We start from the raw sequence: 25,531 nt of genomic DNA, 5'->3' as shown, positions 1-25,531 counted from the left end.
GCTGCGCGACGAGCGGCGTGAGGGCGTCTGTGGGGAGGGCGTGCGGGTTCGGGTGGGGCCGTCGCTGCACGACGTGCACGCGGACCGGGCCGTCGCTGCGCGACGGGCGGGGGAGCCGGGGAGAGGTGGCGACTGCCGGCTGGTCGAGTGGCCGCGGAGGCGGCGCATCGAGACCAGCGACGAGGGAGCCGCGAGCAGGACGACGAAGGGCCGCCCGCTTCAGCGGACGGCCCTTCGAGGAGTCGGGGCTACTCGTTCGAGGGCTCGATCGAGTTGCCGGGCTCGGTGGTCGGAGTCGGCAGAGCGGTGTTCGCCGGGTCGGGGGTCGCGGTCTGCGTCGGAGTGGCCGACGGGGCCGGGGTGAGGGTCGAGTAGGCCTCGAGCGCCGAGGTGAGGACCGGGACCAGGAGCTCCTTGCCCTCCTCGGAGCCGTACTGGAAGTAGACGGGGAAGAGGCTGCCCGGGACGGTGTCGAGATCCGACATGGTCACGGAGGCGTCCTTCTGCGGGCCGATCTCGTTGTTGCCGGGGACGATCTCGGCCTCGGCGTCGGTGCGCCCGGTGGTCGACTCGTACTGCACCTCGAGGGTCTGCGTCTCGTCGCCGGAGTTCACGACGGTCACGACCAGCGTGCCCAGCTCGCCGTCGTCCGAGACGATGAAGGCGTTGCGCAGGGCGAGGTCGCCGATGGTCGCGCCCACGCCGTCGCTCGGGTCGTAGAGGTTGCGGGTCGCCTGAGGGGCGACGAGATTGCAGCCGGCGGTTGCGAGTGCGACGCCGACCGCGAGAACGACGGATGCAGCGATTCGCGCCTTCACAGGTACCTCCAGATCGTCGGCCCTGCTCGCCCCGGACAGGGCGGATCCACGGAGCTGGAGCCGGACACCAGATTAGCGTAGCGAGGTCGCAGCCCACGCCCGCCCGAGGGTGCCTCCTGCGCCCAGCCCCGTGCTACTCTGACCGCCGCTGAGAGGACCACGCATGCAGTTCGAGCCCGGCGGGACGCCTCTGGCGCCGAGCGCCGCCGTCGTCATCGTCGCCGCGGGCAGCGGGACGCGCCTCGGGCGCGAGCGTCCGAAGGCCTACGTCGAGTGCGCCGGCGTGACCATCCTGGAGCGCAGCCTCCGCACGGCGCTGACGCTCTCCGAGCCGGTGCAGGTCGTCGTCGTCGCACCGTCCGAGCTGGTGGAGGAGACCGTCCGGCTCTGCGCCGCGGCAGCGGGCCTCGCCGCCGACTCCGTCACCGTCGCTGCCGGAGGCGCGACCCGGCAGGAGTCGGTGACTCGCGGTCTCGCGCTCCTCGCCCCGTCGATCGAGACGGTCCTCGTGCACGACGCGGCGCGGGCGCTCACTCCCGTCGACCAGTTCGAGCGCGTGATCGCGGCGGTCCGCACGACGGGCGGCGGGGTCATTCCCGGGCTCCCCGTGACCGACACCATCAAGCGCGTCGACGCGGCCGGGACGATCCTCGACACGGTCGACCGCTCGGAGCTCGCCGCGGTGCAGACCCCGCAGGGCTTCCCCCGCGCGCTGCTCGACGAGGCCTACGCCGCAGCCCGGCGCGAGTTCACCGACGACGCCGCGCTGCTCGCCGCGCACGGGCACCCCTCCGTCGTGGTCACCGGCGACGCCCTGGCCTTCAAGATCACCACCCCCTGGGATCTGGCTCGCGCGGAGCAGCTGCTCGCGACTCCTGCGGCGGTCGCCGTGCCGCTGGTCGGCGTCGGCATCGACGTGCACGCCTTCGACGAGACGTCGCCGCTCTGGCTCGCCGGCCTGCACTGGCCGGGGGAGCGCGGGCTCTCGGGGCACAGCGACGGCGACCCGGTCGCCCACGCGATCTGCGACGCCCTGCTCTCGGCGGCGGGGCTCGGAGACATCGGCTCCCGCTTCGGCACCGACGATCCGCGGTTCCGCGATGCGCACGGCGAGGTGTTCCTCCGTGCGACCCGCGAGCTCGTCGAGGCCGCCGGGTTCACGATCGGGAACGTGTCGGTCCAGCTGATCGGCAACCGCCCGAAGTTCTCCCCGCGGCGCGAGGAGGCGCAGGCGCTCCTCTCCGCTCTGCTCGCCGCTCCGGTGAGCGTGGCCGCCACGACGTCGGACGCGCTCGGCTTCACCGGACGCGGCGAGGGAGTCACCGCCGTCGCGACGGCGCTCGTCCTACCCCGCCGCGCAGCCGCCGTCTGATCCCCAGGGCAGGTCTCCGGGCCGGGCCGTGAGCCGGTCGCCCGGTAAACTCCCCACCGTGACTCTGCGACTGCATGACTCGAAGGCCCAGGCCCTCGTCGATTTCGTCCCCCTCCGCACGAACGAGGTCGGGATGTACGTCTGCGGACCCACCGTGCAGTCCTCTCCCCACATCGGACACCTCCGCTCCGCGCTCGTCTACGACCAGCTGCGGCGCTGGCTGCACTACCGCGGCTTCCGGGTGACCCTCGTGCGCAACGTCACCGACATCGACGACAAGATCCTCGCGATCGCCGAGGAGTCGCGCCGCTCCGCTCCCGTCGGCGCCCCGTCCGAGCAGTGGTGGGCGCTCGCCTACCGCGTCGAGCTCGAGTTCACGGCGGCCTACAACTCCCTCGGCATCCTGCCCCCCACCTACGAGCCGCGCGCGACGGCGAGCATCGCCGAGATGATCGCCCTGGTCCAGCGCCTCATCGAGCTCGGCCACGCCTACCCCGCGCCCGACGAGTCCGGCGACGTCTACTTCGACACGCGCTCGTGGCCCGACTACGGCTCGCTCACCCACCAGCGCCTCGAGAGCATGGAGGCGGCGACCGACGCCGATCCGCGCGGCAAGCGCGACCCGCACGACTTCGCCCTGTGGAAGGGCATCAAGCCCGACGAGCCGGAGTCGGCCTCGTGGGCGTCGCCGTGGGGCGCCGGCCGCCCGGGCTGGCACATCGAGTGCTCCGCGATGTCGACGAAGTACCTCGGCACGCAGTTCGACATCCACGGCGGCGGGCTCGACCTGCGCTTCCCGCACCACGAGAACGAGCTGGCGCAGTCGGGCGCCGCGGGCTACGCCTTCGCGAGCTACTGGCTGCACAACGGGCTCGTCTCGGTGACGGGTCAGAAGATGAGCAAGTCGCTCGGCAACTCCGTGTTCGCCTCCGAGCTGCTGGGCTCGGCGCGCCCGCTCGTCGTGCGCTACTACCTCGGCTCGGCGCACTACCGGTCGACCCTCGAGTTCCACGACGGGGCGCTCGAGGAGGCGGAGGCGGCGCTCGAGCGCATCGAGGGCTTCCTCGACCGCTCGCGCCGACGCCTCGAGGGCACCCGCTTCGCGACCCTCGGCGAGCCCGTGGTCCCCGAGGCGTTCGCCGAGGCGATGGACGACGACCTCTCGATCCCGCAGGCCATCGGCGTCCTGCACGAGACGGTCAGGGCCGGCAACGCCGCCCTCGACGCCGAGGACCTCGGGACGGTGTCGTCGCTGCGCACGCAGGTGCTCGCGATGGCGTCCGTCCTCGGCATCGATCCGGAGGCGCCCGAGTGGGCGCGTTCCGACGACGAGCCGACCTACCGGGCGCTCAGCGTCCTGGTCGACCGGCTGGTCGCCGACCGCCAGACCGCGCGGGAGCAGCGCGACTGGGCGGCCGCCGACCGCATCCGAACCGATCTCGCCGCGGCGGGAATCACGATCGAAGACACCCAGACGGGTGCACATTGGAGTCTCGATGGCGAATAAGGACAACCGCCCAGGAGCGGTCCGGAAGAAGAGCAGGGGCAAGGCCGTCGGCTCCGGCGGCCAGGGCCGACAGGCGCTCGAGGGCAAGAAGCCGACGCCGAAGGCCGAGGACCGCCCGTACCACCCCGCAGGCAAGGCGAAGGCGGCGCGCGAGCGCTTCATCGCCGCCGGCGGCAAGGGCCGTCCGGGCAGCGCGCTCTCCGCCGCCGCCCGCGGACAGGGCCGGCCCACCGGGCCCCGCAAGCCCAAGAGCGGCGACGAGTCCGAGATGGTGACGGGCCGCAACTCCGTCCTCGAGGCGCTGCGGGCGAAGATCCCCGCGACGACCCTCTACCTCGCGACCCGCATCGAGATGGACGACCGTGTGAAGGAGGCGCTCAAGCTCGCCACCGCGCGCGGCCTCCCCGTGCTCGAGGTCATGCGTCCCGAGCTCGACCGCCTCGCCGGCCCCGACTCGGTGCACCAGGGCCTCGTGCTGAAGGTGCCGCCGTACGAGTACGCGCACCCGAGCGACCTGCTCGAGCGGAGCGTCTCGCGGGGTGCCCTGCCGCTGCTCGTCGCGCTCGACGGCATCACCGACCCCCGCAACCTCGGAGCGATCATCCGCTCGGTCGCGGCGTTCGGCGGACAGGGCGTCATCGTCCCGCAGCGCCGCTCGGTCGGCCTCAACTCGGCCGCCTGGAAGACGTCGGCGGGAGCGGCGGCGCGCGTCCCCGTGGCGATGGCCGCGAACCTCACGCAGATGATCAAGGACTACAAGCGCGAGGGCGTCTTCGTGATCGGCCTCGACGGCGACGGCGACACCATGCTGCCGGGTCTCGAGCTCGCCGACCGCCCGCTGCTCGTCATCGTCGGCAGCGAGGGCAAGGGCCTCTCGCGCCTCGTCACCGAGCAGTGCGACGCGGTCGTCTCCATCCCGATCAGCTCGGCGGCGGAGTCGCTCAACGCGGGCATCGCGGCCTCCGTAGCCCTCTACGAGATCTCGAAGCTCCGCGCCTCTTCGGAGTAGCTGACGTCCAACGCAGGCATGCTGCGCAGAACAGAAGGGCTCGTGCGGATCGGTGATCCGCACGAGCCCTTCGGCGTGAGAGGGGTCAGACGTTCTTCGTCCAGTCGACGTCGGCGTCCTCGTCGGTCAGCTCGGCGTCGCCCGCCTCGTCGATGACGAGGTTGGGCAGGGTGAGCGCCTCGGTCGGAGGCGCGATGATCGTCGCCTCGTCGCGGCGGTGGCGGAGGATGTCGTTCACGTACGCGGTGACCGCCTCCGCCAGCGGCACATCGCGCGCCTGCTGCTGCGACATGAACCAGCGGTGCTCGAGCAGCTGGTGGAACATCTCCGCCGGCTCGAGACGCCCCTTCAGATCCCGCGGGATCGAGCGGATGACCGGCTCGAAGACCTGGGCGAGCCACTCGTGCGCCACCATCTCCTCGTCCAGGCCCTGCTTGTCGTAGGTCGCCGTGTACGAGTCGAGGTCGTTCAGCAGGCGCCGCGCCTGGTTCTCCTGGGCGTCCAGCCCCGTCAGGCGGAGCAGGCGGCGCTGGTGGTGGCCGGCGTCGACGACCTTGGGCTGGATCCGCACCGTCGAGCCCGCCTCGTCGGTCTTGATCGCCAGCTCCTCGATGTCGAAGCCGAGGTCGTTGAGGCGGTTCACCCGGTCGTTGATGCGCCAGCGCTCCGAGGTCGCGAAGGACTCGACGCCCGTGAGCTCCTTCCAGAGGCTCCGGTAGGCGGCGACGATCCCGTCCGACACCGTGATGGGGTCGAGATCGTCGTCGACGCGCCCGCCCGCCTCGAGGTCGAGCAGCTCGCCGGCGATGTTCACGCGGGCGATCTCGAGGTCGTTCTCGCGCTGCCCGTTCGAGAGCCCGCCCGTGTAGAGCTGACCGGTCTCGGCGTCGACCAGGTAGGCGGCGAAGGCGCCCGCGTCGCGACGGAAGAGGGTGTTCGAGAGCGAGACGTCACCCCAGAAGAACCCGATGACGTGCAGGCGCACCAGGAGCAGCGCGAGCGCGTCCACGAGGCGGGTCGCCGTGTCGGGGCGCAGTGTCTGCGAGAACAGCGCGCGGTAGGGGAGCGAGAACTTGAGGTGCCGCGTCACGAGGACGGCGGGCAGCTCACCGCCCTCGTCGTCGCTGCGGTTCGTGATGACCGCGCCGGGGACGACGCAGGGGACGTCGAGTCGCTGGAGGGTCTTGAGCATCTCGTACTCGCGGCGCGCCATCTCGGCGGTCGTCTCCTTGACGGCGACGACGTGCCCCGAGAGGTGCGCGAAGCGGACGGTGTGCCGCGAGATGCCCTTGGGCAGTGCGGCGATGTACTCGTCGGGCCAGTCGTTCAGCCTCAGATTCCAGGGCAGATCGAGGAGGGCCGGGTCGACAGTGGCCGAGGTGATGTTCAGGGAGCCGGACATTCTGCGCCGTTCGTGTGGTGGTTCGGACGGTGGGAGGCCGCGAACACCACTGCCGCCGTCCCGGAGGAGACGGCGGCAGTGGTGGTGGCGGGGTGACGCGAGGTCAGGAGAGGCGCAGACCCGACTCGCCGTCGAAGATGTGCACGCGGTGGTTCGCGGTCACGTAGACGCGGTCGCCCGCGGTCGGGTGCACGCGGCCGTCGACGCGCGCGACGATGTCGGTGCGGCGACCCTCGACCTCGGTGTGGCCGTAGAGGTAGCCGTCCGAGCCGAGCTCCTCGATGAGGTCGACCTCGATCGGCAGGCCGCCGGGCTGGGTCGAGACGGTGACGTCCTCGGGGCGGACGCCGAGCGTGACGACCTTCTGCGAGGTCTTCGCGAGCGCCTCGCGGGCGATCGGGAGGACGGTGTCGCCGAACTTGACGCCACCGTCGGTGACGTCGGCGTGGAACAGGTTCATCGCGGGCGAGCCGATGAAGCCGGCCACGAAGACGTTGTTCGGGTTCTCGTAGAGGTCGCGCGGGGTGCCGACCTGCTGGAGGAGGCCGTCCTTGAGGACCGCGATGCGGTCGCCCATGGTGAGCGCCTCGGTCTGGTCGTGGGTGACGTAGACCGTGGTGATGCCCAGGCGGCGCTGGAGGGTGCCGATCTGGGTGCGGGTCGAGACGCGGAGCTTGGCGTCGAGGTTCGACAGCGGCTCGTCCATGAGGAAGACCTGGGGCTTGCGGACGATGGCGCGGCCCATCGCGACGCGCTGACGCTGACCACCCGAGAGGGCCTTGGGCTTGCGGTTCAGGTACGGCTCGAGGTCGAGCATCTTCGCGGCCTCGAGGACGCGGGCGGCGCGCTCGTCCTTGTTGACGCCGGCGATCTTGAGCGCGAAGCCCATGTTCTCGGCGACCGACATGTGCGGGTAGAGCGCGTAGTTCTGGAACACCATCGCGATGTCGCGGTCCTTCGGCGGAACGTCCGTAACGTTGCGGTCGCCGATGAGGATGCGGCCCTCGTTGACCTCTTCGAGGCCTGCGAGCATGCGGAGGGAGGTGGACTTGCCGCAGCCGGAGGGGCCGACGAGGACGAGGAACTCGCCGTCTCCGACCTCGAGGTTGAGCTTGTCGACGGAGGCACGCGTGGCCCCGGGGTAGACGCGGGACGCGTGGTCGAAAGTTACGGACGCCATTGTGCTTGCTCCTTCACCGGCAGGTACGTGCCGGACGATCCGAGTGAATGGAAGTGATGGCCATCGCCGTCTGGACGACAGTGACCAACCGTCACAGTATGCCATGGGCGGTGATTCCGGGAGGGTCCGGCACCGGAGGCGGGGCGGCCCGCGGTCGTCTCCGCCGTTTGGAGGATTCCCAGGGCTCGCGCGTAGGATTCCGGCGAGTCGCTGCCCGAGCGACAGCCTTCCCCTCTCACTCGGAGTGTCCTTGTCATGACCAACGGCGGAGCCAACGACCGTCTCTCGAAGAACCAGCGTCGAGAGGCCGCCAGGGAGAAGGCCCGGCGGCTCCGGGAGCAGCAGAAGCGCCGCGACAAGGTGAGCCGCATCGCGCTGCAGGGCGGTCTCGCCGTCGTGGTCATCGCGATCGTGGCCGTCGTGGTCTTCGCCGTCACCTCGAGCATCCGCCCCGCCGGCCCCGGCCCCGCGAACATGGCGAGCGACGGCATCGTGATCGGCGAGGGCATGGTCGCGCAGACGAGCGCGGCGATCCCGGCCGACGGCACTCCCAGCCCGACCGCCCTCGACACGTCGACCGGCACGGTCGACATCCGCGTCTACCTCGACTACCTCTGCCCCTACTGCGGCCAGTTCGAGGAGACCAACGGCGAGCAGATCCAGGAGTGGGTCTCGAGCGGGGCCGCCACGGTCGAGATCCACCCGATCGCGATCCTCACCACGCGCTCCAACGGCACCAAGTACTCGGAGCGCTCCGCGAACGCCGCGGCGTGCGTCGCCGACACCGCGCCCGACTCCTTCTTCGACTTCAACGCCCTGCTCTTCGCGAACCAGCCGGAGGAGGGGACCGACGGGCTCTCCGACGACCAGCTCAAGGACTACGTCTCGCAGGCGGGCGTCGAGGACACGGCCGCGATCGACACCTGCATCGACGACCAGTCGTTCGTGAGCTGGGTGCGCGCCGCCACCGAGCGCGCGACCGCCGGCCCGCTCCCGGGCACCGAGGTCGCCGCCGTCACCGGCACTCCGACCGTCCTCGTGAACGGCGAGGCGTACTCCGGGTCGCTGACCGACCCGGACGCCTTCAGCTCGTTCGTCCTCTCGGCCGCCGCGGACTCGTACTCGTCGGCCACGCCGAGCGCGACCCCCGCGGGCTGACCGCCCGGACTCCGGATACAGGAACGGCCCGCTCATCGTGAGCGGGCCGTTCTGGTCGAGGGGGGTCCGTGCGGGTCCGGTCCTCGTGCAGCGGGGGAGCCGACGACGGGACTTGAACCCGTAACCGCCCGATTACAAGTCGGGTGCGCTACCAATTGCGCCACGTCGGCAGGTGCGTCGCCGCGCCTCGGATCACCCTATCGCGGGCGTCGGAGCCCGATCGGCTCCCGCCCGCGAGGGTGGATCACGGCTCCAGGATGCTGAGGTGCCGCGCTGCCGGAGTGGGCCGCTTGGGCCCGCCGATCTTGCCGTCGGGGCGCCCGACGTAGAGCCAGCCGAGCAGCTCCTCGCCCTTCTCGAGCCGGTGCGCCTTCCGGACCTGCTTGGCGCGCGTGTACGAGCCGGTGCGCCAGAAGACACCCCAGCCGGCCTCGTCGAGCAGCAGGCTCAGCAGGTGCGCGACCCCGGAGGCGACCGCCTCCTGCTCCCACGCGGGCACGGACGACTTCTTGACGCTCACCACCACGGCGAGCAGCAGCGAGGCCCGGTGGGTCTTCTCGATGTACTTGCGCGGGTCCTTCTTCGACCCGGAAGCGGCCGCGAAGCTGCGGCCGATGCGATCGCGTGCGGCACCGCGGATCTCGATGACGCGCCACGGGCGGAGCGAGCTGTGGTCGGCCAGGCGGGAGGCCGCCGAGACGAGCGCGGCGATCTCCTCGTGCCCGGGCGCCTCCGGGGTCACCTTCGAGCGCGAGCGGCGCGCGAGGACGGCCTCGAGAACGGGTGCCGACGCCATCGTCACTCGCCCTCGGCCTGGAAGTCGAGAGCGAGGGAGTTCATGCAGTAGCGGTCGCCGGTCGGCGTGCCGAAGCCGTCCGGGAAGACGTGGCCCAGGTGCGATCCGCAGCTGGCGCAGCGCACCTCGGTGCGGACCATGCCGAGGGTGCTGTCCTCGATGAGCTGCACGGCCTCGGGATTCACCGACTCGTAGAAGCTGGGCCAGCCGCAGCCGGAGTCGAACTTCGTGCCGCTCTTGAAGAGCTCCGCGTGGCACGCGGCGCAGGTGTAGAGGCCGGAGCGGTGCTCGTCGAGCAGCTCGCCGGTCCACGGACGCTCGGTGGCGGCTTCGCGCAGGACCGCGTACTTGTCGCGGTCGAGCTCCTCGCGCCACTCGGCATCGGTCTTGTTCACGGAATACGACATGGGTCTCCCTTGGATTCCTCGCCAGTTTACGGGGGAGGGGCATCCCCTCCTCTCTCGTAAACTCCCAGCCGTGCAGGCGAATTCCGTGATCTCGAAGGCGTGGAGCGAACTCTCGACCGAGGAGGTCTACGGCATCGCGCGACTGCGCGCGGACGTCTTCCTCCGGGAGCAGCGGGTGGACGACGACGAGCTCGACGGGCGGGATCTCGAGCCCTCGGCGCGGCACTGGTGGATCGCCGACGAGCGGGGCGTCGCCTCCTACCTCCGGACACTGCACGACGAGGAGCCGGAGCACGCCGGCGCCCACCGCGTCATCGGCCGCGTCGTCACGCGCGCCGACCGCCGCGGCGAGGGTCTGGCGCACCGCCTCGTGCAGGCGGTCGTCGCCCGGTACGGGGACGAGGCGATCCTCCTGCACTCGCAGGCGCACGTCACCGGGCTCTACGCGCGATCCGGATTCGTCGCCTTCGGCCCCGAGTACGACGAGGCGGGCATCGCGCACGTCAGCATGCTCCGGAGCGCCTCCCCGGCTCCCGGCGCCGGTCTGCCTACCCTGGACGGGTGAGCGGAACCGCGGGCACGGGCAGCAGGCAGGGCACCCCCCTGTCCGATCGCGATCGGCGCGTGCTCGAGTTCGAGCGGGAGTGGACCGCGCGCTCCGGTGGCAAGGACGACGCGATCCGCTCGCAGTTCGGTCTTTCGGTCGCCCGCTACTATCAGGTCCTCGGCGCGGTCCTCGCCTCTCCGGCGGCCCTCGCCCACGACCCGATGCTCGTCACGCGGCTGCAGCGCATCCGCGACGGACGCGCCGGCGCCCGCGCGGCGCGACGACTCGGGCGACCCGAGTAGACCCGCTGCTCGAGCCCACTGCAACGGAAGGCCGGCCGTCACCCCGATGTCGAACACCCACCAGAAGGACCGATTCGACGAGATCCCGGCCGGCGACGGCCGCGTCGGCGCGCACCGGCGGCCGCCGGCTCCGCACGCCGGGATCATCGCGCTCGCCTGGGCGGCGCTGGCGACCGGCGTGATCGTGCTGCTCGGCTTCATCGGGCTCCTGGTCATCGACAACCGCGTCGAGTTCAACGACGTCTTCACGGCTCCCACGGGCATCGCCGAGACGACGGCCACCCCGACGGTCGCACCGACCGTCGACCCGGCTCTCACCGTCGCCGTCCTGAACGGCACTCCGACCGCCGGTCTCGCTGCGAGCGCGGGGCAGGTCCTCACGACGGCGGGCTGGAACGTGCCGACGGTCACCAACGCGAGCACCGAGGACGAGGCCGTGACGACCGTCTACTACTCCGATCCGGCGCAGGAGGGCGCGGCGCTCGGACTCGTCGCCTCGCTCGGCACCGGGACGCTCGCCCTCACGCAGGACTTCGTCGAGACGGCGAACCTGGTCGTGGTCCTCGGGGCCGACTACACCGCCCCATAGGCCTCTCCGAGAGGCGTTTCCACGCCTCCGAACGGCCGTTCTGTTTCGGGCACGTTTAATCCATGTTGAATCCCGGGCAACTCTTTCCCCGAGGCCCGGATCGGCCCTTTCGGGCCTGAACGGCTCCATTAGTATTCCCAACCAGGCACCTGCGCATCGCACGTGTCGCGGGCAGCACAGCACTGGGGAGTGGAAATGGCGAACGGAACCGTCAAGTGGTTCAACGCTGAGAAGGGCTACGGCTTCATCACGGTCGACGGCGGCGGGCAGGACGTCTTCGTCCACTACTCCGCGATCGACATGTCCGGTTACAAGGTCCTCGAAGAGGGTCAGCACGTGGCGTTCGAGGTCGGCAGCGGATCCAAGGGTCCGCAGGCCGAATCGGTGCGCGTGGTCTGAGTCCCTCGTCGCTCCAGGAGCCGTCGTCCGCACTGCGCGGACGGCGGCTCCTGTCGTTGCGCCGGGCGTCGGGCTCACTTGCACTCGTCACCCGCGAGTGCCAGAATCGCTCTTGGCACTCGCTCCGGCTGAGTGCCAATCGAGAATTTTCCTGACGTCCGGGAGGGACGAGAAACACACATGGCCAAGATCATTGCTTTTGACGAAGAAGCCCGCCGTGGCCTCGAGCGTGGACTCAACACCCTGGCCGATGCGGTCAAGGTGACCCTCGGCCCGCGCGGCCGCAACGTCGTGCTCGAGAAGAAGTGGGGCGCCCCCACCATCACGAACGACGGCGTGTCGATCGCCAAGGAGATCGAGCTCGACGAGCCCTACGAGCGCATCGGCGCCGAGCTCGTCAAGGAGGTCGCCAAGAAGACCGACGACGTCGCCGGCGACGGAACCACCACCGCCACCGTGCTCGCCCAGGCACTCGTCCGCGAGGGCCTGCGCAACGTCGCGGCCGGCGCCGACCCGATCAGCCTCAAGAAGGGCATCGAGAAGGCCGTCAAGGCCGTCACCGCCGAGCTCGTCGCGGGCGCCAAGGCGATCGAGACCAAGGAGGAGATCGCGGCGACCGCCTCCATCTCCGCCGCCGACCCCGAGATCGGCGCCATCATCGCCGAGGCCATCGACAAGGTCGGCAAGGAGGGCGTCGTCACCGTCGAGGAGTCGAACACCTTCGGCACCGAGCTCGAGCTGACCGAGGGCATGCGCTTCGACAAGGGCTACCTGTCGCAGTACTTCGTGACCGACCCCGACCGCCAGGAGGCGGTGTTCGAGGACCCCTACATCCTCATCGTCAACTCCAAGGTCTCGAACATCAAGGACCTCCTCCCCGTCGTCGACAAGGTGATCCAGGCGGGCAAGCAGCTGCTGATCATCGCCGAGGACGTCGACGGCGAGGCGCTGGCGACCCTGGTCGTCAACAAGATCCGCGGCATCTTCAAGTCGGTCGCCGTCAAGGCTCCGGGCTTCGGTGACCGTCGCAAGGCCCAGCTCCAGGACATCGCGATCCTGACCGGCGGCCAGGTCATCTCCGAGGAGGTCGGCCTCAAGCTCGAGAACGTCACCCTCGACCTGCTCGGCTCGGCCCGCAAGGTCGTCATCACCAAGGACGAGACCACGATCGTCGAGGGTGCCGGCGACGCCGAGGCCATCGCCGGTCGCGTCGCGCAGATCCGCGGCGAGATCGAGAACACCGACAGCGACTACGACCGCGAGAAGCTCCAGGAGCGCCTCGCGAAGCTCGCCGGTGGAGTCGCGGTCATCAAGGCCGGAGCGGCGACCGAGGTCGAGCTCAAGGAGCGCAAGCACCGCATCGAGGACGCCGTGCGCAACGCGAAGGCCGCCGTCGAGGAGGGCATCGTCGCCGGTGGTGGCGTCGCCCTCATCCAGGCCGGCAAGCTCGCGTTCGAGAAGCTCGAGCTGGTCGGAGACGAGGCGACCGGTGCGAACATCGTCAAGGTCGCCATCGACGCCCCGCTCAAGCAGATCGCGCTGAACGCTGGCCTCGAGCCCGGCGTCGTCGCCGCCAAGGTCCGCGAGCTGCCCACCGGACACGGCCTCAACGCCGCGACCGGCGAGTACGTCGACCTCATCGCCGCGGGCATCATCGACCCGGTCAAGGTCACGCGCTCCGCTCTGCAGAACGCGGCCTCGATCGCCGGTCTGTTCCTCACCACCGAGGCCGTCGTGGCCGACAAGCCGGAGAAGAACCCGGCCGTCGGTGGCGGAGACCCCACGGGTGGCATGGACTTCTAGTCCGACTCGTTCCACGCAGAAGGCGGTTCCCTCCGGGGAGCCGCCTTCGGCGTTTCCCGGGGGGAGTCGGCCCACAGGGGCGACGGAGGCTGCGGGAGGAGCCGCCCGACGGGGCGCTCCTCCCGCGAGGGCCGCTCAGTAGGCGAAGAGGCGGGCGTTCGCCTGCTCGGTCTCCATGTACTGCTGCCCGGCGGTCCCGAGCGCGAGCGTGATCGAGGCGAGGCCGTCGTTGACCTGGCTCTGCGTCGTGCGCCAGAGGCCGACGACTCCCTGGAACGCGGTCGCCGCCTGACCGGTCCACACCGTCTCCAGGCTGGTGAGCTGGCCGAGGAGGCCGGCGACCTCGGCCTGGATGCGCTCCGCGTAGCCGTGGGCGGTGCCGGTCATGGACTCGATCGCGTCGGCGTCGGTCTGGTAGTGGGTCATCGGAGGGTCCTCTCGCTCGGTTGCGCGCCGGCCGGCGCGTGCGAGAAACCTATGGCCGATGCGATCGCGTCCGGGGGCCCTCAGACCGAAGCTGGGGAGGACTCGCCGTTCGGGCCGATGGTGAGGAGAGGCAGCGCGACGCGGAAGGTGGCGCCTCCGCCCGGGGTCTCGACGACGTCGACCCGGCCCTTGTGCGCGCTGACGATGGAGGCGACGATCGCGAGGCCGAGGCCGCTGCCTCCGGTCTCGCGGGTGCGCGAGGTGTCGGCGCGCCAGAAGCGCTGGAAGATCTTCTCGCGGATCTGCGGCGGGATGCCGTCTCCGTGGTCGATGACCTCGAGCAGCGCGAGGCGACGCGACCGGTCGACGGCGACGCCGATCTCGATCGGGGTGTCCTCGGGCGTGTAGCGGACCGCGTTGCCGATGAGGTTCGTGAGGACCTGGCGGATCTTGTTCTCCTCCGCCATCACCATCGCGGGCACACCCGGCTCCTCGGGGGCGGCGACGGCGGCTCCGGCGGCGATGTCCTCGGCCTTCAGGCGGCGAGGACGGCGACGCAGGCGCGCGAGCCTGGCGCCCGCCGCGGCGATCGGGCCGGTGAGGCCGGGGGAGGCGATCTCCATCGTCTGCGTCGCCGAGCCGTCGGCCTCCTCGGTGTCGAGCGCCGGAGTCTCGATCGGGGTGTCGTCGCGGGTCTCGACGCCGAAGTCGCGGTCGGGCCAGGACGCCATCGCGTCCATCGCGGCGTCCCTCGCCAGCGGCATCAGATCGACGGGCGCGAGCGCGAGCGGCTTCGTCTCGTCGAGTCGCGCGAGCTCGAGGAGGTCCTCGACGAGCCCGCCCATGCGGATCGCCTCCTTCTCGATGCGCTCCATCGCCTGGCCGACGGCCTCGGGGGTCTGGAGCGCGCCCATCCGGTAGAGCTCCGCGTAGCCGCGGACCGAGACGAGGGGAGTGCGCAGCTCGTGGCTGGCGTCGCCGACGAAGCGGCGCATCTGGTCGATGGTGCGCGCACGGTCGCGGAAGGCGGTGTCGATGCGCCCGAGCATGGCGTTGAGGGAGCGGTTCAGCCGCCCGACCTCGGTGTTGGGCGTGGTGCCGTCGAGCCGCTGGCTGAAGTCGCCGTCGGCGATGGCGGCCGCGGTGCGCTCGACCTCGCGCAGCGGCGCGAACGTGGTCGTCACGAGCAGGCGCGTGAGCATCGCGCCGATGACGACGATCGCGACTCCGAAGCCGAGGAAGATCGTCAGGTACAGCGTCATGATCGTGTCGACGCTGCGGGTGGAGGTGGCCAGGAGCAGGGTCGCGACCTGGTTGCCCTTCGAGAAGGTCGTGGCGACGACCCGGTACTCGGTCCGGCCGTTCACGCTCTCGACCGGGTGAGCCTCTCCCGTCTCGGCCCACGCGAGCGCCTGCTCGATGGTGAAGGTCTGGGGGAAATCGGGAGAGCCCACCGAGCCGGCCGTCGAATTGCTGAGCCTCCCGGCTGCGTCGTAGACGGCGCCCTCGTACGCGGCGTCGGAGTCGTTCACCTGCGCCTCACCGTCGGTGCTCAGCGTGGTGGCGATCTCCTGCGCCTTCTGCTCGAGTGTGTCGTCGAGCTGCGAGATGAGCTGGGGCTTCAGCATCGTCATCGTGCCGATGCCGGAGACGAGCAGACCGAGCGTCAGCAGCAGGACGGTGACGGCGGTGATCTTCGTGCGCAACGAGATGGAGTTCCACCGCTCGGCCAGACCCTGGTGCATGGCGGTGGAACTCCCTCGAGATCAAGCGGGCGGCGGCTCCTTTCGAGAAAGGCGCCGCCGGGCCGGAGGTCAGACCTTGGCGACCTTCAGCATGTATCCGAATCCTCGCTTGGTCTGGATGAGCGATTCCTCCGAATGCGTGTCGAGCTTACGTCGGAGGTAGGAGATGTAGGACTCGACGATGCCCGCATCGCCGTTGAAGTCGTACTCCCAGACGTGATCGAGGATCTGCGCCTTGCTGAGCACGCGGTTGGGGTTGAGCATCAGGTAGCGGAGCAGCTTGAACTCGGTCGGGCTGAGCTCGACGGGGTCGTCGCCGACGAGGACCTCGTGGGTGTCCTGGTCCATGGTGAGCTCGCCGGCGCGGATGACCGCGTCCTCCTCGGCGTGCATCGTGCGACGGAGGATCGCCTTGATGCGCGCGACGATCTCGTCGAGGCTGAACGGCTTCGTGACGTAGTCGTCGCCGCCGACGGTGAGGCCGGTGATCTTGTCCTCGGTGTCGTCCTTCGCCGTGAGGAAGAGGATCGGCGAGGTGTAGCCGGCGGAGCGCAGTCGCTTCGTGACGCCGAAGCCGTTCATGTCGGGCAGCATCACGTCGAGGATGATGAGGTCCGGCTCCTCCTCGAGGACTGCGGAGATCGCCTGCGCGCCGTTGCCGACCGCACGCACGGCGAAGCCGGCGAAGCGGAGGCTCGTGGTGAGCAGGTCGCGGATGTTGGGCTCGTCGTCGACGATGAGAATGCGGGGTCCGTCCATGGACGACAGTATCTGCGCGTCAGCTGTACGAAGTCTGGGAGTCGCATGGCTGAGCTATCAACGCCGCCTCGACCCCTCCCGTGAGCCGTTCGGTCAGGACGCGCGGCGGCGCCGGACGCCGACGATGAGCATCGCGATCATCATCAGGAAGGCGATCGGCAGGCCGACGAGGGGCAGCGCGAAGACGAACTGCCACAGCGGACCGCTGTACTCGCGGATCCCCATCACCGGGGCGAGCAGGATGGCGAGGAACGCGAGGACGGTCACGACGATGATGGCGATGAACATGTACGCGAGCGTGCGCTCGACGCGTCCGATGCCCGCGGGCTCCTGTGGCTTCACCCGTCAAGGATAGGGCGGCGCTGTGTCGTCTAAACTGATGGTTGCTTCATTTCAGGAGGGGTTCTGCATGCCTACCGGCAAGGTCAAGTTCTACGACGAGGAGAAGGGCTTCGGCTTCATCAGCACTGATGACGGCCAGGAGGTCTTCCTGCACGCTTCCGCGCTGCCCTCGGGGACCGCGGTGAAGGCCGGCACGCGCCTCGAGTTCGGCATCGCCGACGGCAAGCGCGGTGCGCAGGCCCTCTCGGCGCGCGTTCTCGACGCGCCGCCCAGCATGGTCAAGCTGAACCGCAAGTCGGCCGACGACATGTCGGTCATCGTGGAGGACACGGTGAAGCTGCTCGACGGCATCGGGACCGGCCTCAAGCGCGGCCGCTACCCCGACAAGGCGCACGGCAAGACGATCGCGGCGCTGCTGCGCCGAGTGGCGGACGAGCTGGATGCCTGACTCCGACGGAACGAGCGGCGACTCCGCCGCGCGCACGGACGATCAGACGCTGACGTTCTCGGGCGACGGCTCGTCGCCGGCGGATGAGCCGGCCCGCGACTCCGAGAGCGACGGCGCGCCCGGATCGGCTGCGGTCGAGTCCGACGGACACTCGTCCGACGCTGCCGAGTCCGCCCCGGCGGAGCCGGAGCGGGTGTACGAGGTCGACGCGGTGCTCGCCGCGTCGGAGGAGCGCGCCCGTGCCGCTCTCGCCGAGATCACGCCTCCCGAGACGATCGGCGCGCTCGTCGCGACGCTCGCGCAGGGCGAGCACGTCGTCTCGCTGCAGTTCGCGAACCTGATGCGCGGCTACCCCGGGTGGCTGTGGACGGCGACGCTCTCGCGGATCGACGAGAGCGAGGACGTCAACGTGCTCGAGGTCGAGCTGCTTCCGGGCGAGGGCTCGGTCCTGGCTCCCGACTGGGTCCCGTGGTCGGTCCGCCTGGCGGACTACGAGGCGGCGCAGGACTCGGTCGACGGTGAGGGCGGGTTCGACGAGTCGGACGAGGACGACGACGAGTCGGACGACGATGAGGACTCCGACGACGACGACCCGGACGACGACTTCGACGAGACGGCTGTGCTCGACGCCGATGCGGACGACGAGGACGACGACTCCGACGAGGATGACGACTCAGACGAGGACGACTCCGACGACGAGGACGACTCCGACGACGAGGACGACTCCGACGACGAGGACGACTCCGACGACGAGGACGACTCCGACGAGGACAACGACGACTCCGACGATGAGGACGCTCTCGACCGTCGCTGACGGCGGGGCGCGACGACCGTTCGGCCGGTGATGATCGACTCCGACACCCTGATCACCTACCCCGACGGGGCGACGGCGGGTAGCAGCACCGTCGTGCACGCCGAGCAGCTGCCCGACGGCCGCTGGGGCGTGGTGCTCGCCGAGACTCCCGCGCACCCGGTCGACCCCACCTGGCCCGATCAGGGGCCCGACCAGGGCGCGCTGGTCGCCGACGGCGTCCGCCATCCGCTGCTCGACGCACGGATCGGCGCGTGGCAGGACGGCGCGCTGCACGTGGGCGAGCGGCTGCCGGCCCGCCTCGGCACTCCCGACTGGAGCTTCGTCGTCGTCCACGTGCTGGCCGATCCGCTGCCCCTCGGCGCTCCGGTCTCGGTCGAGATCGACGCCGAGTACCGCGAGGAGCTCTCGCGCGGTCACACCGCGTGCCACCTCGCGTCGCTCGCGCTGAACGCGGCGGTCGCCGACCTGTGGAGCAAGCCTGCGCGGGAGGACTCCCTCGGCCGCCCCGACTTCGATCAGGCGGCGATCCAGAGCTCGGTCATCCGGCGCTCCGGGTCGACGGACGTCTACCGTCTCGGCAAGTCGCTCCGGCGCAGCGGCTTCGACACCGCGCGCCTCCGGGACGAGCTGCCCTCGATCACCGCGCGGATCGACGCGCTGCTGGCCGGCTGGATCGGCGCCGACGCCGAGGTGCGCATCGAGCGGGACGACTCCCGCCTCAGCACCCGCCGGAGCTGGCGCTGCGAGGTGACGCCCGACGGCGACGCCACGATCCCGTGCGGGGGAACGCACGTCGGGCGGCTCTCCGCTCTCGGACGGGTGAGCGTCGCGCTGGCGCTCGACGACGACGGCGCCTCCCTCCGGATGGAGACCGTCGCCGCCCGCTGATCAGCGGCGGTTGCGGCTGTAGAACAGCCCGATCGTGCCGAGCACGAAGCCGATCACGACCGTCGAGAGCACGATCGGGGGCACGGCGGCGCCGACAGCGACGGCGATCAGCACGCCGATGAGCGCGAGCGCCCAGGCGAGGCAGCCGACGAGGAGGGCCGTCGCGTCGTCGCTCGGGTACGGCGGCGGGCTGGGGCGCCGCTCGTCCGGCCTCAGCCACAGCCGCATCCCGATCGCCGCCGTCTCAGTCGGCCAGGCGCTCGACGACGTAGTCGATGCAGGCGAGGAGCGAGCGGACGTCGTCCGGCTCGATGGCGACGAAGGTCGCCACCCGCAGCTGGTTGCGCCCGAGCTTGCGGTAGGGCTCGGTGTCGACGATGCCGTTGGCGCGGAGGATCTTCGCGATCAGCGCCGCGTCGATGGAGGCGTCGAAGTCGACGGTCGCGACGACCTGCGAGCGGTGCTCGACGACCTCGACGAACGGAGTGGCGATCGACGAGGCCTCGGCCCAGTCGTAGATCGCACCGGAGGACTCCGCGGTGCGCGCCGACGCCCACGGCAGACCGCCGCTCGCGTTCATCCACTCGAGCTGCGATTCCATGAGGAGGAGCGTCGAGAGGGCCGGGGTGTTGAGCGTCTGGTTCAGGCGCGAGTTGTCGACGGCGTTCTTGAGGCTCAGGAACTCGGGGATGTAGCGACCGCTCGCGGCGATCCGCTCGACGCGCTCGATCGCGGCGGGGGAGAAGAGGGCGAACCAGAGCCCGCCGTCCGAGGCGAAGTTCTTCTGCGGCGCGAAGTAGTAGACGTCGGTCTCGGCGGTGTCGAAGGCGATGCCTCCGGCGGCGCTGGTCGCGTCGATGACCGTGAGCGCTCCGTCGTCGCCGTGGACACGGCGGACCGGCGCCATCACTCCGGTGGACGTCTCGTTGTGCGGCCAGGCGTAGACGTCGACGCCCTCGACGATCTCGACCTCGCTGCGCGAGCCTGCGGCGGCCGACACGACGTGCGGCGGCTCGAGGAAGGGGGCGGCGGCGGCGGTGGCGAACTTCTGACCGAACTCGCCGAAGGTGAGGTTCTCGGCGCGGCGCTCGATGAGCGAGAAGGCGGCCGCGTCCCAGAACGCGGTCGATCCTCCGTTGCCCAGCAACACCTCGTAGCCCTCGGGGACGTCGAACAGCGTCGCGAGACCCTCGCGCACACGGCCGACGAGGTTCTTCACCGGAGCCTGCCGGTGAGAGGTGCCGAGCAGGTGCGCGCCCTCGGTCGCGAGGTGCGCGAGCTGGTCGTGCCGCACCTTGGACGGGCCGCAGCCGAATCGTCCGTCGTGGGGGAGGAGCTCGCGAGGAATGGTGACGTACGGCATGCGTTAATACTAGGGTTCCCGGCTCGCCCCGCCTTCGAGTCACGAAGGCCGGAGCGCTGTGCCCCCTCGCGGAGGAGGTGTCACGGCGCCCACTAAGGTTGAGCGCGCCGAGACGGGAAGGCTGTCATGACGGATCTGATCGACACGACCGAGATGTACCTGCGCACCATCCTCGAGCTCGAGGAGGAGAACATCATCCCCCTCCGCGCGCGCATCTCGGAGCGCCTCAGCCACTCCGGCCCCACCGTCTCGCAGACCGTCGGCCGCATGGAGCGCGACGGACTCGTCGTCGTCTCGGGCGACCGCCATCTCGAGCTCACGACCGACGGACGCCGCAAGGCGATCCACGTGATGCGCAAGCACCGCCTCGCCGAGCGCCTCCTCCACGACGTCATCAAGCTCGACTGGGAGTTCGTGCACGAGGAGGCATGCCGCTGGGAGCATGTGATGAGCGAGCAGGTCGAGCGCCGCCTCCTCGAGATGCTCGACCACCCCACGGAGTCGCCGTACGGCAACCCGATCCCGGGGCTCGACGAGCTCGGAGACTCTCCCGCGTCGCGCTTCGCCGACGGCGTCATCAGCCTGCCGCGCTTCGTCGCGGGGTCGGCGGAGCCCAAGCGCGGCGTCGTCCGCCGCCTGGGCGAGCCGGCGCAGGTCGACCCGGAGCTCCTGCTGCAGCTCAAGCAGGCCGGCGTCGTCCCCGGCGCCGAGGGCGAGTTCTCGGCGCTCAGCGGCTACGTGCTCGTGCGCATCGACGACGTCGAAGCCGGCATCGAGCTGCCGAACGAGGTCGCGGCGCACATCTTCGTCGTCGTCTGACGTCTGCACGATCCGGCCGCCCTACCGGATCGACGGAGGCGACCGCATCATCCGCGCGGAGATCGTCTGCGCCGAATGGTGACAAATCGGTAACGGTCGCTTACGCTCTGGGGAGCCCGTCGCCCGAACCCCGGACGCCGGGCGCGGAGTCCGACGCCCCCTCGCCCGTCTCGGACCTCTGTGAACTTCGATGCTTCGTGCATGAGACGGGACAGCTGCCTGGGCTGACGGGACGTCGGAGGACCTCCCCCTTGCCCCAGAACACCTCATCCGGAACACCCGACCGGTTCCGATCCACCCACCCCGACCGCAACGCCGCCTCGTTCGAGAACCAGCCGCCCGTCATCAGGGCCCGGTTCCACGACGAGGCGCCCGCCGCCCGCCGTGCGGTCCCGGTCGCCCCTGCGCGCCAGGGCGATGTCACCGACTTCGTCCCGACTCCGCTCGGAGCGCCCCGCAAGCGCCGCGGCCGGAAGCTCGGCAAGATCGCGATCGTCGGCTTCGCCGGCGCGCTTGTGGCGACGATGGCCCTCCCCGCCTACGCCTTCTCGCCCGGCAGCGAGGACGACGGGCTGTTCGCCGCCTCGAAGGCCGACCTTCTGCGACAGGGTGACGCGCAGAGCGTCGACGTCGCCGGGAGCGTCGTGCTCGCCGCGATCGCCCGCGACGGCTTCTCGGCCGAGGCGGCTCCTCCGCCGCCCGAGCCGGAGCCCGTGGTCGAGCCGGTCGCGGACACGACCGACGTCGCCGCCGCCCGCGCCGAGACCGCCGAGGAGTTCAACTCCTACGAGGGCGCCTCGGCCAGCGAGCTCGCCGCATCGGCGCCGACCACCGGCTACAGCCTCTCCGCCGTCTTCGGCACGGCGATGCAGTACCAGGGCGTGCCCTACGTCTTCGGCGGCGCCGACCCGAGCGGCTTCGACTGCTCCGGCTTCGTGATGTACGTCTTCGCTCAGTACGGCATCTCGATGCCGCACTCGTCGACCGCTCAGGGTGCCATGGGCACCCCGGTCTCGCTCGCGGAGGCGCAGCCCGGCGACCTCGTCATCATGGACGGGCACGACGGCTTCTACGCCGGCAACGGCAACATCCTGCACGCGCCCTACGAGGGCGCGAGCGTCCGGGTGCAGCCGATCTGGACGTCGGACTACAGCATCGTCCGCATCCCCGGCTGATCCTCCTCTGAAGCTCGTCGAGCCCGTCCCGCACTCCGGGGCGGGCTCGACGCGTTTCGGCGGCGGTCTCCCGGTGTGAACTGCGGGTAACGAATCCGGGAGTTCCTCTGGTGTTCGGGGCGTGAAGGGTTAATCTGAACCCCAGTCCGCTCGTGGCGAGCGGACCGGTTCGTCGAGGGACGGAGTGCCGGATGGCCGAGCGGAACGGGCACCACTGCGTGGGGCTGCGTTGGCGCGTGCGGCGGACCGACTCGATCCGGGCGGGGATCCTCTCCGCCGCGGTGCACTCCGCCGACACGCGGATACGACACCACGACGTCACGCGCCTGCGCGCGATGGACTCGAAGGGCGCTGTCATGACGACGGCGCCCTTTTTCGCGTCCGCCGCGGGGGAGCGGGGCCGAGTGCGACAGCCCGGAGGTCAGTGATGCGCACTTTGGTTCTCAACGCCGGATACGAGCCGCTCGCGGTCGTGTCGTTCAAGCGGGCGCTCGTCCTGCTGATGACCGAGAAGGCGACGATCATCGCGGCCGACGACGAGAATCCGGTGCACGGGGCGGCCGGAGACTACGTGCGACCCTCCGTGATCCTGCTGACGCGCTACGTGCGCATCCCGAACTCGCGGACGGTGCCGGTCTCGCGCCGCGGGGTGCTGCGGCGCGACAACCACCGCTGCGGGTACTGCGGATCGCACGCGAACACGATCGACCACATCCAGCCCAAGTCGCGCGGCGGACGGGACACCTGGGAGAACCTCGTGGCCTGCTGCCACCGCTGCAACAACGTCAAGAGCAACCGCACGCCGCTCGAGATGGGGTGGCGGCTGCGCACGGTGCCGCGGGTGCCGCGGGCCGGCTCCTGGCTGGTGCGCGGGGCGGAGCGCACGCAGCCGGAGTGGGACGACTACCTGGTGGCCTCAGCCGCCTGATTCCCCTTCCATGAGGTGACGCGCCGCGTCACTCGTTGTCGCCTCCGGTGGCATCGCTCGCGTTGCCGGAGCGCTCGCCGGCCCAGGTCCAGTTGGCGACCTCGGGGAGGTCCTCGCCGAACTCGCGGGTGTAGGCGCGGGCGCGGATGCGGGCGTCCTGCATCTCCTGGCGGAGACCGGCGGCCTTCGCGCCGAGCCCCGGAGTGCGGTCGATGACGTCGATGACCAGCGAGTAGCGGTCGAGGTCGTTGAGCATCACCATGTCGAACGGAGTGGTCGTCGTCCCGTTCTCCTTGTAGCCGCGGACGTGCAGGTTCTGGTGGCCCGTCCTCTTGTACGTGAGGCGGTGGATCAGCCACGGGTAGCCGTGGTAGGCGAAGATCACGGGGCGGTCGGGCGTGAAGATCGCGTCGAACTCGCGGTCGGAGAGTCCGTGCGGGTGCTCGGACTCGGACATCAGGCGCATCAGGTCGACGACGTTGACGGTGCGGATCGCCAGGTCCGGGAGCTTCTCGCGGAGGATGCTCACGGCGGCGAGGGCCTCGAGGGTGGGCACGTCGCCCGCGCAGGCGACGACGACGTCCGGAGACTCTCCCCGGCGCTCGTTGCTGGCCCACTCGAGGATGCCGAGACCGCGGGTGCAGTGGGCGACCGCCTCCGCCATGGTGAGCCAGGCGGGGGCGGGCTGCTTGCCGGCGACGACGACGTTGACGTAGTCGACGCTGCGGAGGCAGTGGTCGTAGACCGAGAGCAGGGTGTTGGCGTCGAACGGCAGGTAGACGCGCACCACCTCGGGCTTCTTGTTGACGACGTGGTCGATGAAGCCGGGGTCCTGGTGGCTGAAGCCGTTGTGGTCCTGGCGCCAGACGTGGCTCGAGAGCAGGTAGTTGAGGCTCGCGATCGGGCGGCGCCACTCGATCTCGCGGGTGCCGTTCAGCCACTTGGCGTGCTGGTTGAACATCGAGTCGATGATGTGGATGAACGCCTCGTAGCAGGTGAAGAGCCCGTGGCGGCCGGTCAGCAGGTAGCCCTCGAGCCAGCCCTGGCACTGGTGCTCCGAGAGCACCTCCATCACCCGGCCGGCGCGGGCGAGGTGGTCGTCGAGCGGGCTGAGCTCGGCGTCCCACTGCTTGTCGGTGGCGGCGTAGACGCTCTGCAGGCGGTTGCTCGCGACCTCGTCCGGCCCGAAGATGCGGAAGTTGGTGGGATTGGCGCGGATCACGTCGGCCAGCCACTCGCCCAGGACCTTGGTGGCCTCGGCGATGGTGCCGCCGGGCTGCTCGACGACGACCTCGTACTTCCGGAAGTCGGGAAGGCGGAGGGTCTGTCGCAGCAGACCGCCGTTGGCGTGCGGCGTGGCGCTCATCCGCAGCTCACCCTCGGGAGCGAGCGAGCGGACGCGGTCGGAGACGCCTCCGTCGGCCGTGAAGAGCTCGTCGGGGCGGTACGACCGCAGCCACTCCTCGAGGAGGCGGGTGTGCGCCTCCGTGTCGCGGGCGTTGGCCAGCGGGACCTGGTGGGCGCGGTAGGTGCCCTCGACCTGGACGCCGTCGATCTCGGCGGGGCAGGTCCAGCCCTTGGGGGTCTTCAGGATGATCATCGGCCAGGCCGGGCGGGTGAGGTCGCCCTCGGCCGCGCGCTTCTTGATCGCGGCGATGCGGTCGAGCACCGTGTCGAGGACGGCGGCGAAGCGCTCGTGCACGCGCATCGGGTCCTCGCCGTCGAAGCCGCCCTCGACGAGGAACGGCTCGTGGCCGTAGCCGCGGAGGAGGCTCTCGAGCTCCTCCTGGGGGATGCGGGCGAGGATCGTCGGGTTCGCGATCTTCCAGCCGTTGAGATGCAGGATCGGCAGCACCACGCCGTCGGTCGCGGGGTTCACGAACTTGTTCGAGTGCCAGCTGGTGGCGAGCGGCCCGGTCTCGGCCTCCCCGTCGCCGACGACCGCGGCGACGAGCAGGTCGGGGTTGTCGAAGGCGGCTCCGTACGCGTGGCTCAGCGCATAGCCGAGCTCGCCGCCCTCGTGGATGCTGCCGGGTGTCTCGGGGGCCGCGTGGCTCGGGATGCCGCCGGGGAAGCTGAACTGGCGGAAGAGGCGGCGCAGGCCGTCCTCGGTCTCGTCGATGTGCGAGTAGATCTCGCTGTAGGTGCCGTCGAGGTAGGCGTTGGCGACCATGCCCGGGCCACCGTGGCCGGGACCGGTGATGTAGAGGGTCGGCTGGCTGCGCTCACGGATCGCTCGGTTGAGGTGCGCGTAGATCAGGTTCAGGCCGGGCGTCGTGCCCCAGTGGCCGAGGAGGCGGGGCTTGATGTCGTCGCGGCTGAGCGGCGTCCGCAGCAAGGGGTTCGCGAGCAGGTAGATCTGGCCGACGGCGAGGTAGTTGGCGGCGCGCCACCAGGCGTCGATGGTCTCGAGGGTGTCGGGGTCGAGGGGAGCGTCGTCGCGGGAGGCCCAGACGTGCTGGGCGGCGGTGGTGATCTCGGATGCGGCCATGAGGCAACGCTGGCAGCACCGGGAGCGGGGCGGAAGGGTCTTGT

The 25,531-nt window shown here is 70.5% G+C and carries 27 protein-coding genes and 1 tRNA gene; 15 read left to right on the top strand and 13 right to left on the bottom strand.

Annotated elements, in window-relative coordinates:
* Positions 1 to 248 precede the first annotated feature (248 nt).
* On the bottom strand, positions 249 to 818 hold the full coding sequence (locus tag GSU68_RS13005) for a hypothetical protein (RefSeq protein ID WP_159908977.1): 570 nt from the start codon (positions 816 to 818) through the stop codon (positions 249 to 251).
* 163 nt (positions 819 to 981) lie between these two features.
* Between GSU68_RS13005 and ispD the strand changes: the two genes are divergently transcribed.
* The 3 genes from ispD to rlmB are packed head-to-tail and all read left to right on the top strand — an operon-like array spanning position 982 to position 4,706.
* The gene (gene ispD / locus GSU68_RS13000; RefSeq protein WP_159908975.1) at positions 982 to 2,190 is read left to right on the top strand and encodes a 2-C-methyl-D-erythritol 4-phosphate cytidylyltransferase; all 1,209 of its coding nucleotides are present in this window, start codon (positions 982 to 984) and stop codon (positions 2,188 to 2,190) included.
* A 58-nt stretch (positions 2,191 to 2,248) separates the two neighbouring features.
* Positions 2,249 to 3,697 (top strand): cysteine--tRNA ligase, encoded by a 1,449-nt coding sequence (gene cysS / locus GSU68_RS12995; protein WP_159908973.1) that lies wholly within the window; start codon positions 2,249 to 2,251, stop codon positions 3,695 to 3,697.
* Entirely contained in the window at positions 3,687 to 4,706 is a 1,020-nt protein-coding gene (gene rlmB, locus GSU68_RS12990; protein ID WP_159908971.1) for a 23S rRNA (guanosine(2251)-2'-O)-methyltransferase RlmB, read from the top strand. Before cysS ends, rlmB begins: the two co-directional genes overlap by 11 nt.
* Before the next feature lie 85 nt (positions 4,707 to 4,791).
* Here rlmB and GSU68_RS12985 read toward each other — a convergent pair whose 3' ends face one another.
* Positions 4,792 to 6,108 carry a DUF4032 domain-containing protein gene (locus tag GSU68_RS12985; RefSeq protein WP_159908969.1) on the bottom strand — a complete coding sequence of 439 codons (1,317 nt, stop codon included), beginning with the start codon at positions 6,106 to 6,108 and terminating at the stop codon, positions 4,792 to 4,794.
* Between the two features lie 103 nt (positions 6,109 to 6,211).
* Positions 6,212 to 7,288 (bottom strand): sn-glycerol-3-phosphate ABC transporter ATP-binding protein UgpC, encoded by a 1,077-nt coding sequence (ugpC, locus tag GSU68_RS12980; RefSeq protein ID WP_159908967.1) that lies wholly within the window; start codon positions 7,286 to 7,288, stop codon positions 6,212 to 6,214.
* Positions 7,289 to 7,543: 255 nt separating this feature from the next.
* Here ugpC and GSU68_RS12975 point away from each other — a divergent pair, with 255 nt between their 5' ends.
* Positions 7,544 to 8,446, top strand: coding sequence for a thioredoxin domain-containing protein (locus GSU68_RS12975; protein ID WP_159908965.1), 903 nt, complete (start codon positions 7,544 to 7,546; stop codon positions 8,444 to 8,446).
* Between the two features lie 97 nt (positions 8,447 to 8,543).
* Here GSU68_RS12975 and GSU68_RS12970 read toward each other — a convergent pair.
* The 3 genes from GSU68_RS12970 to msrB form a co-directional block, all read right to left on the bottom strand.
* Positions 8,544 to 8,616 (bottom strand) — tRNA-Thr (locus GSU68_RS12970).
* Between the two features lie 74 nt (positions 8,617 to 8,690).
* Positions 8,691 to 9,242 carry a nitroreductase family protein gene (locus GSU68_RS12965; RefSeq protein WP_159908963.1) on the bottom strand — a complete coding sequence of 184 codons (552 nt, stop codon included), beginning with the start codon at positions 9,240 to 9,242 and terminating at the stop codon, positions 8,691 to 8,693.
* A 2-nt stretch (positions 9,243 to 9,244) separates the two neighbouring features.
* On the bottom strand, positions 9,245 to 9,649 hold the full coding sequence (gene msrB / locus GSU68_RS12960) for a peptide-methionine (R)-S-oxide reductase MsrB (protein ID WP_159908961.1): 405 nt from the start codon (positions 9,647 to 9,649) through the stop codon (positions 9,245 to 9,247).
* 70 nt (positions 9,650 to 9,719) lie between these two features.
* On the opposite strand from msrB, the gene GSU68_RS12955 reads away from it, so the two are divergent.
* The 5 genes from GSU68_RS12955 (at position 9,720) to groL (ending at position 13,289) form a co-directional block, all read left to right on the top strand.
* A complete protein-coding gene (locus GSU68_RS12955; RefSeq protein ID WP_244259275.1) occupies positions 9,720 to 10,214 on the top strand; it encodes a GNAT family N-acetyltransferase in 495 nt (164 codons plus the stop codon).
* Complete coding sequence (locus GSU68_RS12950) at positions 10,211 to 10,498, top strand: DUF3263 domain-containing protein (protein ID WP_159908959.1); 288 nt, start codon at positions 10,211 to 10,213, stop codon at positions 10,496 to 10,498. The genes GSU68_RS12955 and GSU68_RS12950 overlap by 4 nt, the downstream gene beginning before the upstream one ends.
* Positions 10,499 to 10,544: 46 nt before the next feature.
* Positions 10,545 to 11,087 (top strand): LytR C-terminal domain-containing protein, encoded by a 543-nt coding sequence (locus GSU68_RS12945; RefSeq protein WP_159908957.1) that lies wholly within the window; start codon positions 10,545 to 10,547, stop codon positions 11,085 to 11,087.
* Positions 11,088 to 11,282: 195 nt separating this feature from the next.
* Positions 11,283 to 11,486 carry a cold-shock protein gene (locus GSU68_RS12940; protein WP_056036943.1) on the top strand — a complete coding sequence of 68 codons (204 nt, stop codon included), beginning with the start codon at positions 11,283 to 11,285 and terminating at the stop codon, positions 11,484 to 11,486.
* A 180-nt stretch (positions 11,487 to 11,666) separates the two neighbouring features.
* Positions 11,667 to 13,289, top strand: coding sequence for a chaperonin GroEL (gene groL / locus GSU68_RS12935; RefSeq protein ID WP_159908955.1), 1,623 nt, complete (start codon positions 11,667 to 11,669; stop codon positions 13,287 to 13,289).
* Between the two features lie 135 nt (positions 13,290 to 13,424).
* On the opposite strand, the gene GSU68_RS12930 is transcribed toward groL, so the two are convergent.
* From GSU68_RS12930 to GSU68_RS12915, 4 genes are all read right to left on the bottom strand, one after another.
* Positions 13,425 to 13,715 (bottom strand): WXG100 family type VII secretion target, encoded by a 291-nt coding sequence (locus GSU68_RS12930; RefSeq protein ID WP_159908953.1) that lies wholly within the window; start codon positions 13,713 to 13,715, stop codon positions 13,425 to 13,427.
* An 80-nt stretch (positions 13,716 to 13,795) separates the two neighbouring features.
* Entirely contained in the window at positions 13,796 to 15,460 is a 1,665-nt protein-coding gene (locus GSU68_RS12925; RefSeq protein ID WP_159908951.1) for a HAMP domain-containing sensor histidine kinase, read from the bottom strand.
* A 69-nt stretch (positions 15,461 to 15,529) separates the two neighbouring features.
* Entirely contained in the window at positions 15,530 to 16,219 is a 690-nt protein-coding gene (locus GSU68_RS12920) for a response regulator transcription factor (RefSeq protein ID WP_056036932.1), read from the bottom strand.
* Between the two features lie 93 nt (positions 16,220 to 16,312).
* Complete coding sequence (locus GSU68_RS12915) at positions 16,313 to 16,561, bottom strand: hypothetical protein (protein WP_244259274.1); 249 nt, start codon at positions 16,559 to 16,561, stop codon at positions 16,313 to 16,315.
* A 67-nt stretch (positions 16,562 to 16,628) separates the two neighbouring features.
* Between GSU68_RS12915 and GSU68_RS12910 the strand changes: the two genes are divergently transcribed.
* The 3 genes from GSU68_RS12910 to GSU68_RS12900 are packed head-to-tail and all read left to right on the top strand — an operon-like array spanning position 16,629 to position 18,711.
* On the top strand, positions 16,629 to 17,009 hold the full coding sequence (locus GSU68_RS12910) for a cold shock domain-containing protein (RefSeq protein WP_056036929.1): 381 nt from the start codon (positions 16,629 to 16,631) through the stop codon (positions 17,007 to 17,009).
* Positions 17,002 to 17,823, top strand: coding sequence for a DUF3027 domain-containing protein (locus GSU68_RS12905; RefSeq protein ID WP_159908949.1), 822 nt, complete (start codon positions 17,002 to 17,004; stop codon positions 17,821 to 17,823). The genes GSU68_RS12910 and GSU68_RS12905 overlap by 8 nt, the downstream gene beginning before the upstream one ends.
* A 30-nt stretch (positions 17,824 to 17,853) precedes the next feature.
* Positions 17,854 to 18,711, top strand: coding sequence for a metal-dependent hydrolase (locus tag GSU68_RS12900; protein ID WP_159910289.1), 858 nt, complete (start codon positions 17,854 to 17,856; stop codon positions 18,709 to 18,711).
* On the opposite strand, the gene GSU68_RS12895 is transcribed toward GSU68_RS12900, so the two are convergent.
* Positions 18,712 to 18,939: a DUF2530 domain-containing protein gene (locus GSU68_RS12895; RefSeq protein WP_159908947.1), complete on the bottom strand. Its 228-nt coding sequence runs from the start codon at positions 18,937 to 18,939 to the stop codon at positions 18,712 to 18,714.
* Positions 18,940 to 18,955: 16 nt separating this feature from the next.
* The gene (gene serC / locus GSU68_RS12890; RefSeq protein WP_159908945.1) at positions 18,956 to 20,074 is read right to left on the bottom strand and encodes a phosphoserine transaminase; all 1,119 of its coding nucleotides are present in this window, start codon (positions 20,072 to 20,074) and stop codon (positions 18,956 to 18,958) included.
* Between the two features lie 126 nt (positions 20,075 to 20,200).
* On the opposite strand from serC, the gene GSU68_RS12885 reads away from it, so the two are divergent.
* The 3 genes from GSU68_RS12885 to GSU68_RS12875 all read left to right on the top strand — a co-directional run bounded on the left by GSU68_RS12885 (position 20,201) and on the right by GSU68_RS12875 (position 22,996).
* Complete coding sequence (locus tag GSU68_RS12885) at positions 20,201 to 20,893, top strand: metal-dependent transcriptional regulator (RefSeq protein ID WP_159908943.1); 693 nt, start codon at positions 20,201 to 20,203, stop codon at positions 20,891 to 20,893.
* Between the two features lie 251 nt (positions 20,894 to 21,144).
* Entirely contained in the window at positions 21,145 to 22,068 is a 924-nt protein-coding gene (locus GSU68_RS19705; RefSeq protein WP_244259273.1) for a C40 family peptidase, read from the top strand.
* Positions 22,069 to 22,495: 427 nt separating this feature from the next.
* On the top strand, positions 22,496 to 22,996 hold the full coding sequence (locus tag GSU68_RS12875; protein WP_056036907.1) for an HNH endonuclease: 501 nt from the start codon (positions 22,496 to 22,498) through the stop codon (positions 22,994 to 22,996).
* A 28-nt stretch (positions 22,997 to 23,024) separates the two neighbouring features.
* On the opposite strand, the gene GSU68_RS12870 is transcribed toward GSU68_RS12875, so the two are convergent.
* On the bottom strand, positions 23,025 to 25,487 hold the full coding sequence (locus tag GSU68_RS12870; RefSeq protein ID WP_159908941.1) for a phosphoketolase family protein: 2,463 nt from the start codon (positions 25,485 to 25,487) through the stop codon (positions 23,025 to 23,027).
* Positions 25,488 to 25,531 lie beyond the last annotated feature (44 nt).

The organism is Rathayibacter sp. VKM Ac-2759 (genome assembly GCF_009834225.1).
Classification (GTDB): Bacteria; Actinomycetota; Actinomycetes; order Actinomycetales; family Microbacteriaceae; genus Rathayibacter.
Note: the sequence above shows the minus strand (reverse complement) of the source record. Positions and strands in the feature narration are given on the sequence as shown.

Excerpts from the sequence above, each read along its gene's own strand:
- GSU68_RS12920 (WP_056036932.1), bottom strand. The coding sequence starts at position 16,219 with ATGGACGGACCCCGCATTCTCATCGTCGACGACGAGCCCAACATCCGC.
- GSU68_RS12930 (WP_159908953.1), bottom strand. The coding sequence starts at position 13,715 with ATGACCCACTACCAGACCGACGCCGACGCGATCGAGTCCATGACCGGC.
- GSU68_RS12870 (WP_159908941.1), bottom strand. The coding sequence starts at position 25,487 with ATGGCCGCATCCGAGATCACCACCGCCGCCCAGCACGTCTGGGCCTCC.
- ugpC (WP_159908967.1), bottom strand. The coding sequence starts at position 7,288 with ATGGCGTCCGTAACTTTCGACCACGCGTCCCGCGTCTACCCCGGGGCC.
- GSU68_RS12910 (WP_056036929.1), top strand. The coding sequence starts at position 16,629 with ATGCCTACCGGCAAGGTCAAGTTCTACGACGAGGAGAAGGGCTTCGGC.
- GSU68_RS12875 (WP_056036907.1), top strand. The coding sequence starts at position 22,496 with ATGCGCACTTTGGTTCTCAACGCCGGATACGAGCCGCTCGCGGTCGTG.
- GSU68_RS12945 (WP_159908957.1), top strand. The coding sequence starts at position 10,545 with ATGTCGAACACCCACCAGAAGGACCGATTCGACGAGATCCCGGCCGGC.
- GSU68_RS12905 (WP_159908949.1), top strand. The coding sequence starts at position 17,002 with ATGCCTGACTCCGACGGAACGAGCGGCGACTCCGCCGCGCGCACGGAC.
- groL (WP_159908955.1), top strand. The coding sequence starts at position 11,667 with ATGGCCAAGATCATTGCTTTTGACGAAGAAGCCCGCCGTGGCCTCGAG.
- GSU68_RS12895 (WP_159908947.1), bottom strand. The coding sequence starts at position 18,939 with ATGCGGCTGTGGCTGAGGCCGGACGAGCGGCGCCCCAGCCCGCCGCCG.
- GSU68_RS12965 (WP_159908963.1), bottom strand. The coding sequence starts at position 9,242 with ATGGCGTCGGCACCCGTTCTCGAGGCCGTCCTCGCGCGCCGCTCGCGC.
- GSU68_RS12985 (WP_159908969.1), bottom strand. The coding sequence starts at position 6,108 with ATGTCCGGCTCCCTGAACATCACCTCGGCCACTGTCGACCCGGCCCTC.
- ispD (WP_159908975.1), top strand. The coding sequence starts at position 982 with ATGCAGTTCGAGCCCGGCGGGACGCCTCTGGCGCCGAGCGCCGCCGTC.
- GSU68_RS12940 (WP_056036943.1), top strand. The coding sequence starts at position 11,283 with ATGGCGAACGGAACCGTCAAGTGGTTCAACGCTGAGAAGGGCTACGGC.
- serC (WP_159908945.1), bottom strand. The coding sequence starts at position 20,074 with ATGCCGTACGTCACCATTCCTCGCGAGCTCCTCCCCCACGACGGACGA.
- GSU68_RS12900 (WP_159910289.1), top strand. The coding sequence starts at position 17,854 with ATGATCGACTCCGACACCCTGATCACCTACCCCGACGGGGCGACGGCG.
- GSU68_RS12925 (WP_159908951.1), bottom strand. The coding sequence starts at position 15,460 with ATGCACCAGGGTCTGGCCGAGCGGTGGAACTCCATCTCGTTGCGCACG.
- GSU68_RS12975 (WP_159908965.1), top strand. The coding sequence starts at position 7,544 with ATGACCAACGGCGGAGCCAACGACCGTCTCTCGAAGAACCAGCGTCGA.
- GSU68_RS12885 (WP_159908943.1), top strand. The coding sequence starts at position 20,201 with ATGACGGATCTGATCGACACGACCGAGATGTACCTGCGCACCATCCTC.
- rlmB (WP_159908971.1), top strand. The coding sequence starts at position 3,687 with ATGGCGAATAAGGACAACCGCCCAGGAGCGGTCCGGAAGAAGAGCAGG.
- msrB (WP_159908961.1), bottom strand. The coding sequence starts at position 9,649 with ATGTCGTATTCCGTGAACAAGACCGATGCCGAGTGGCGCGAGGAGCTC.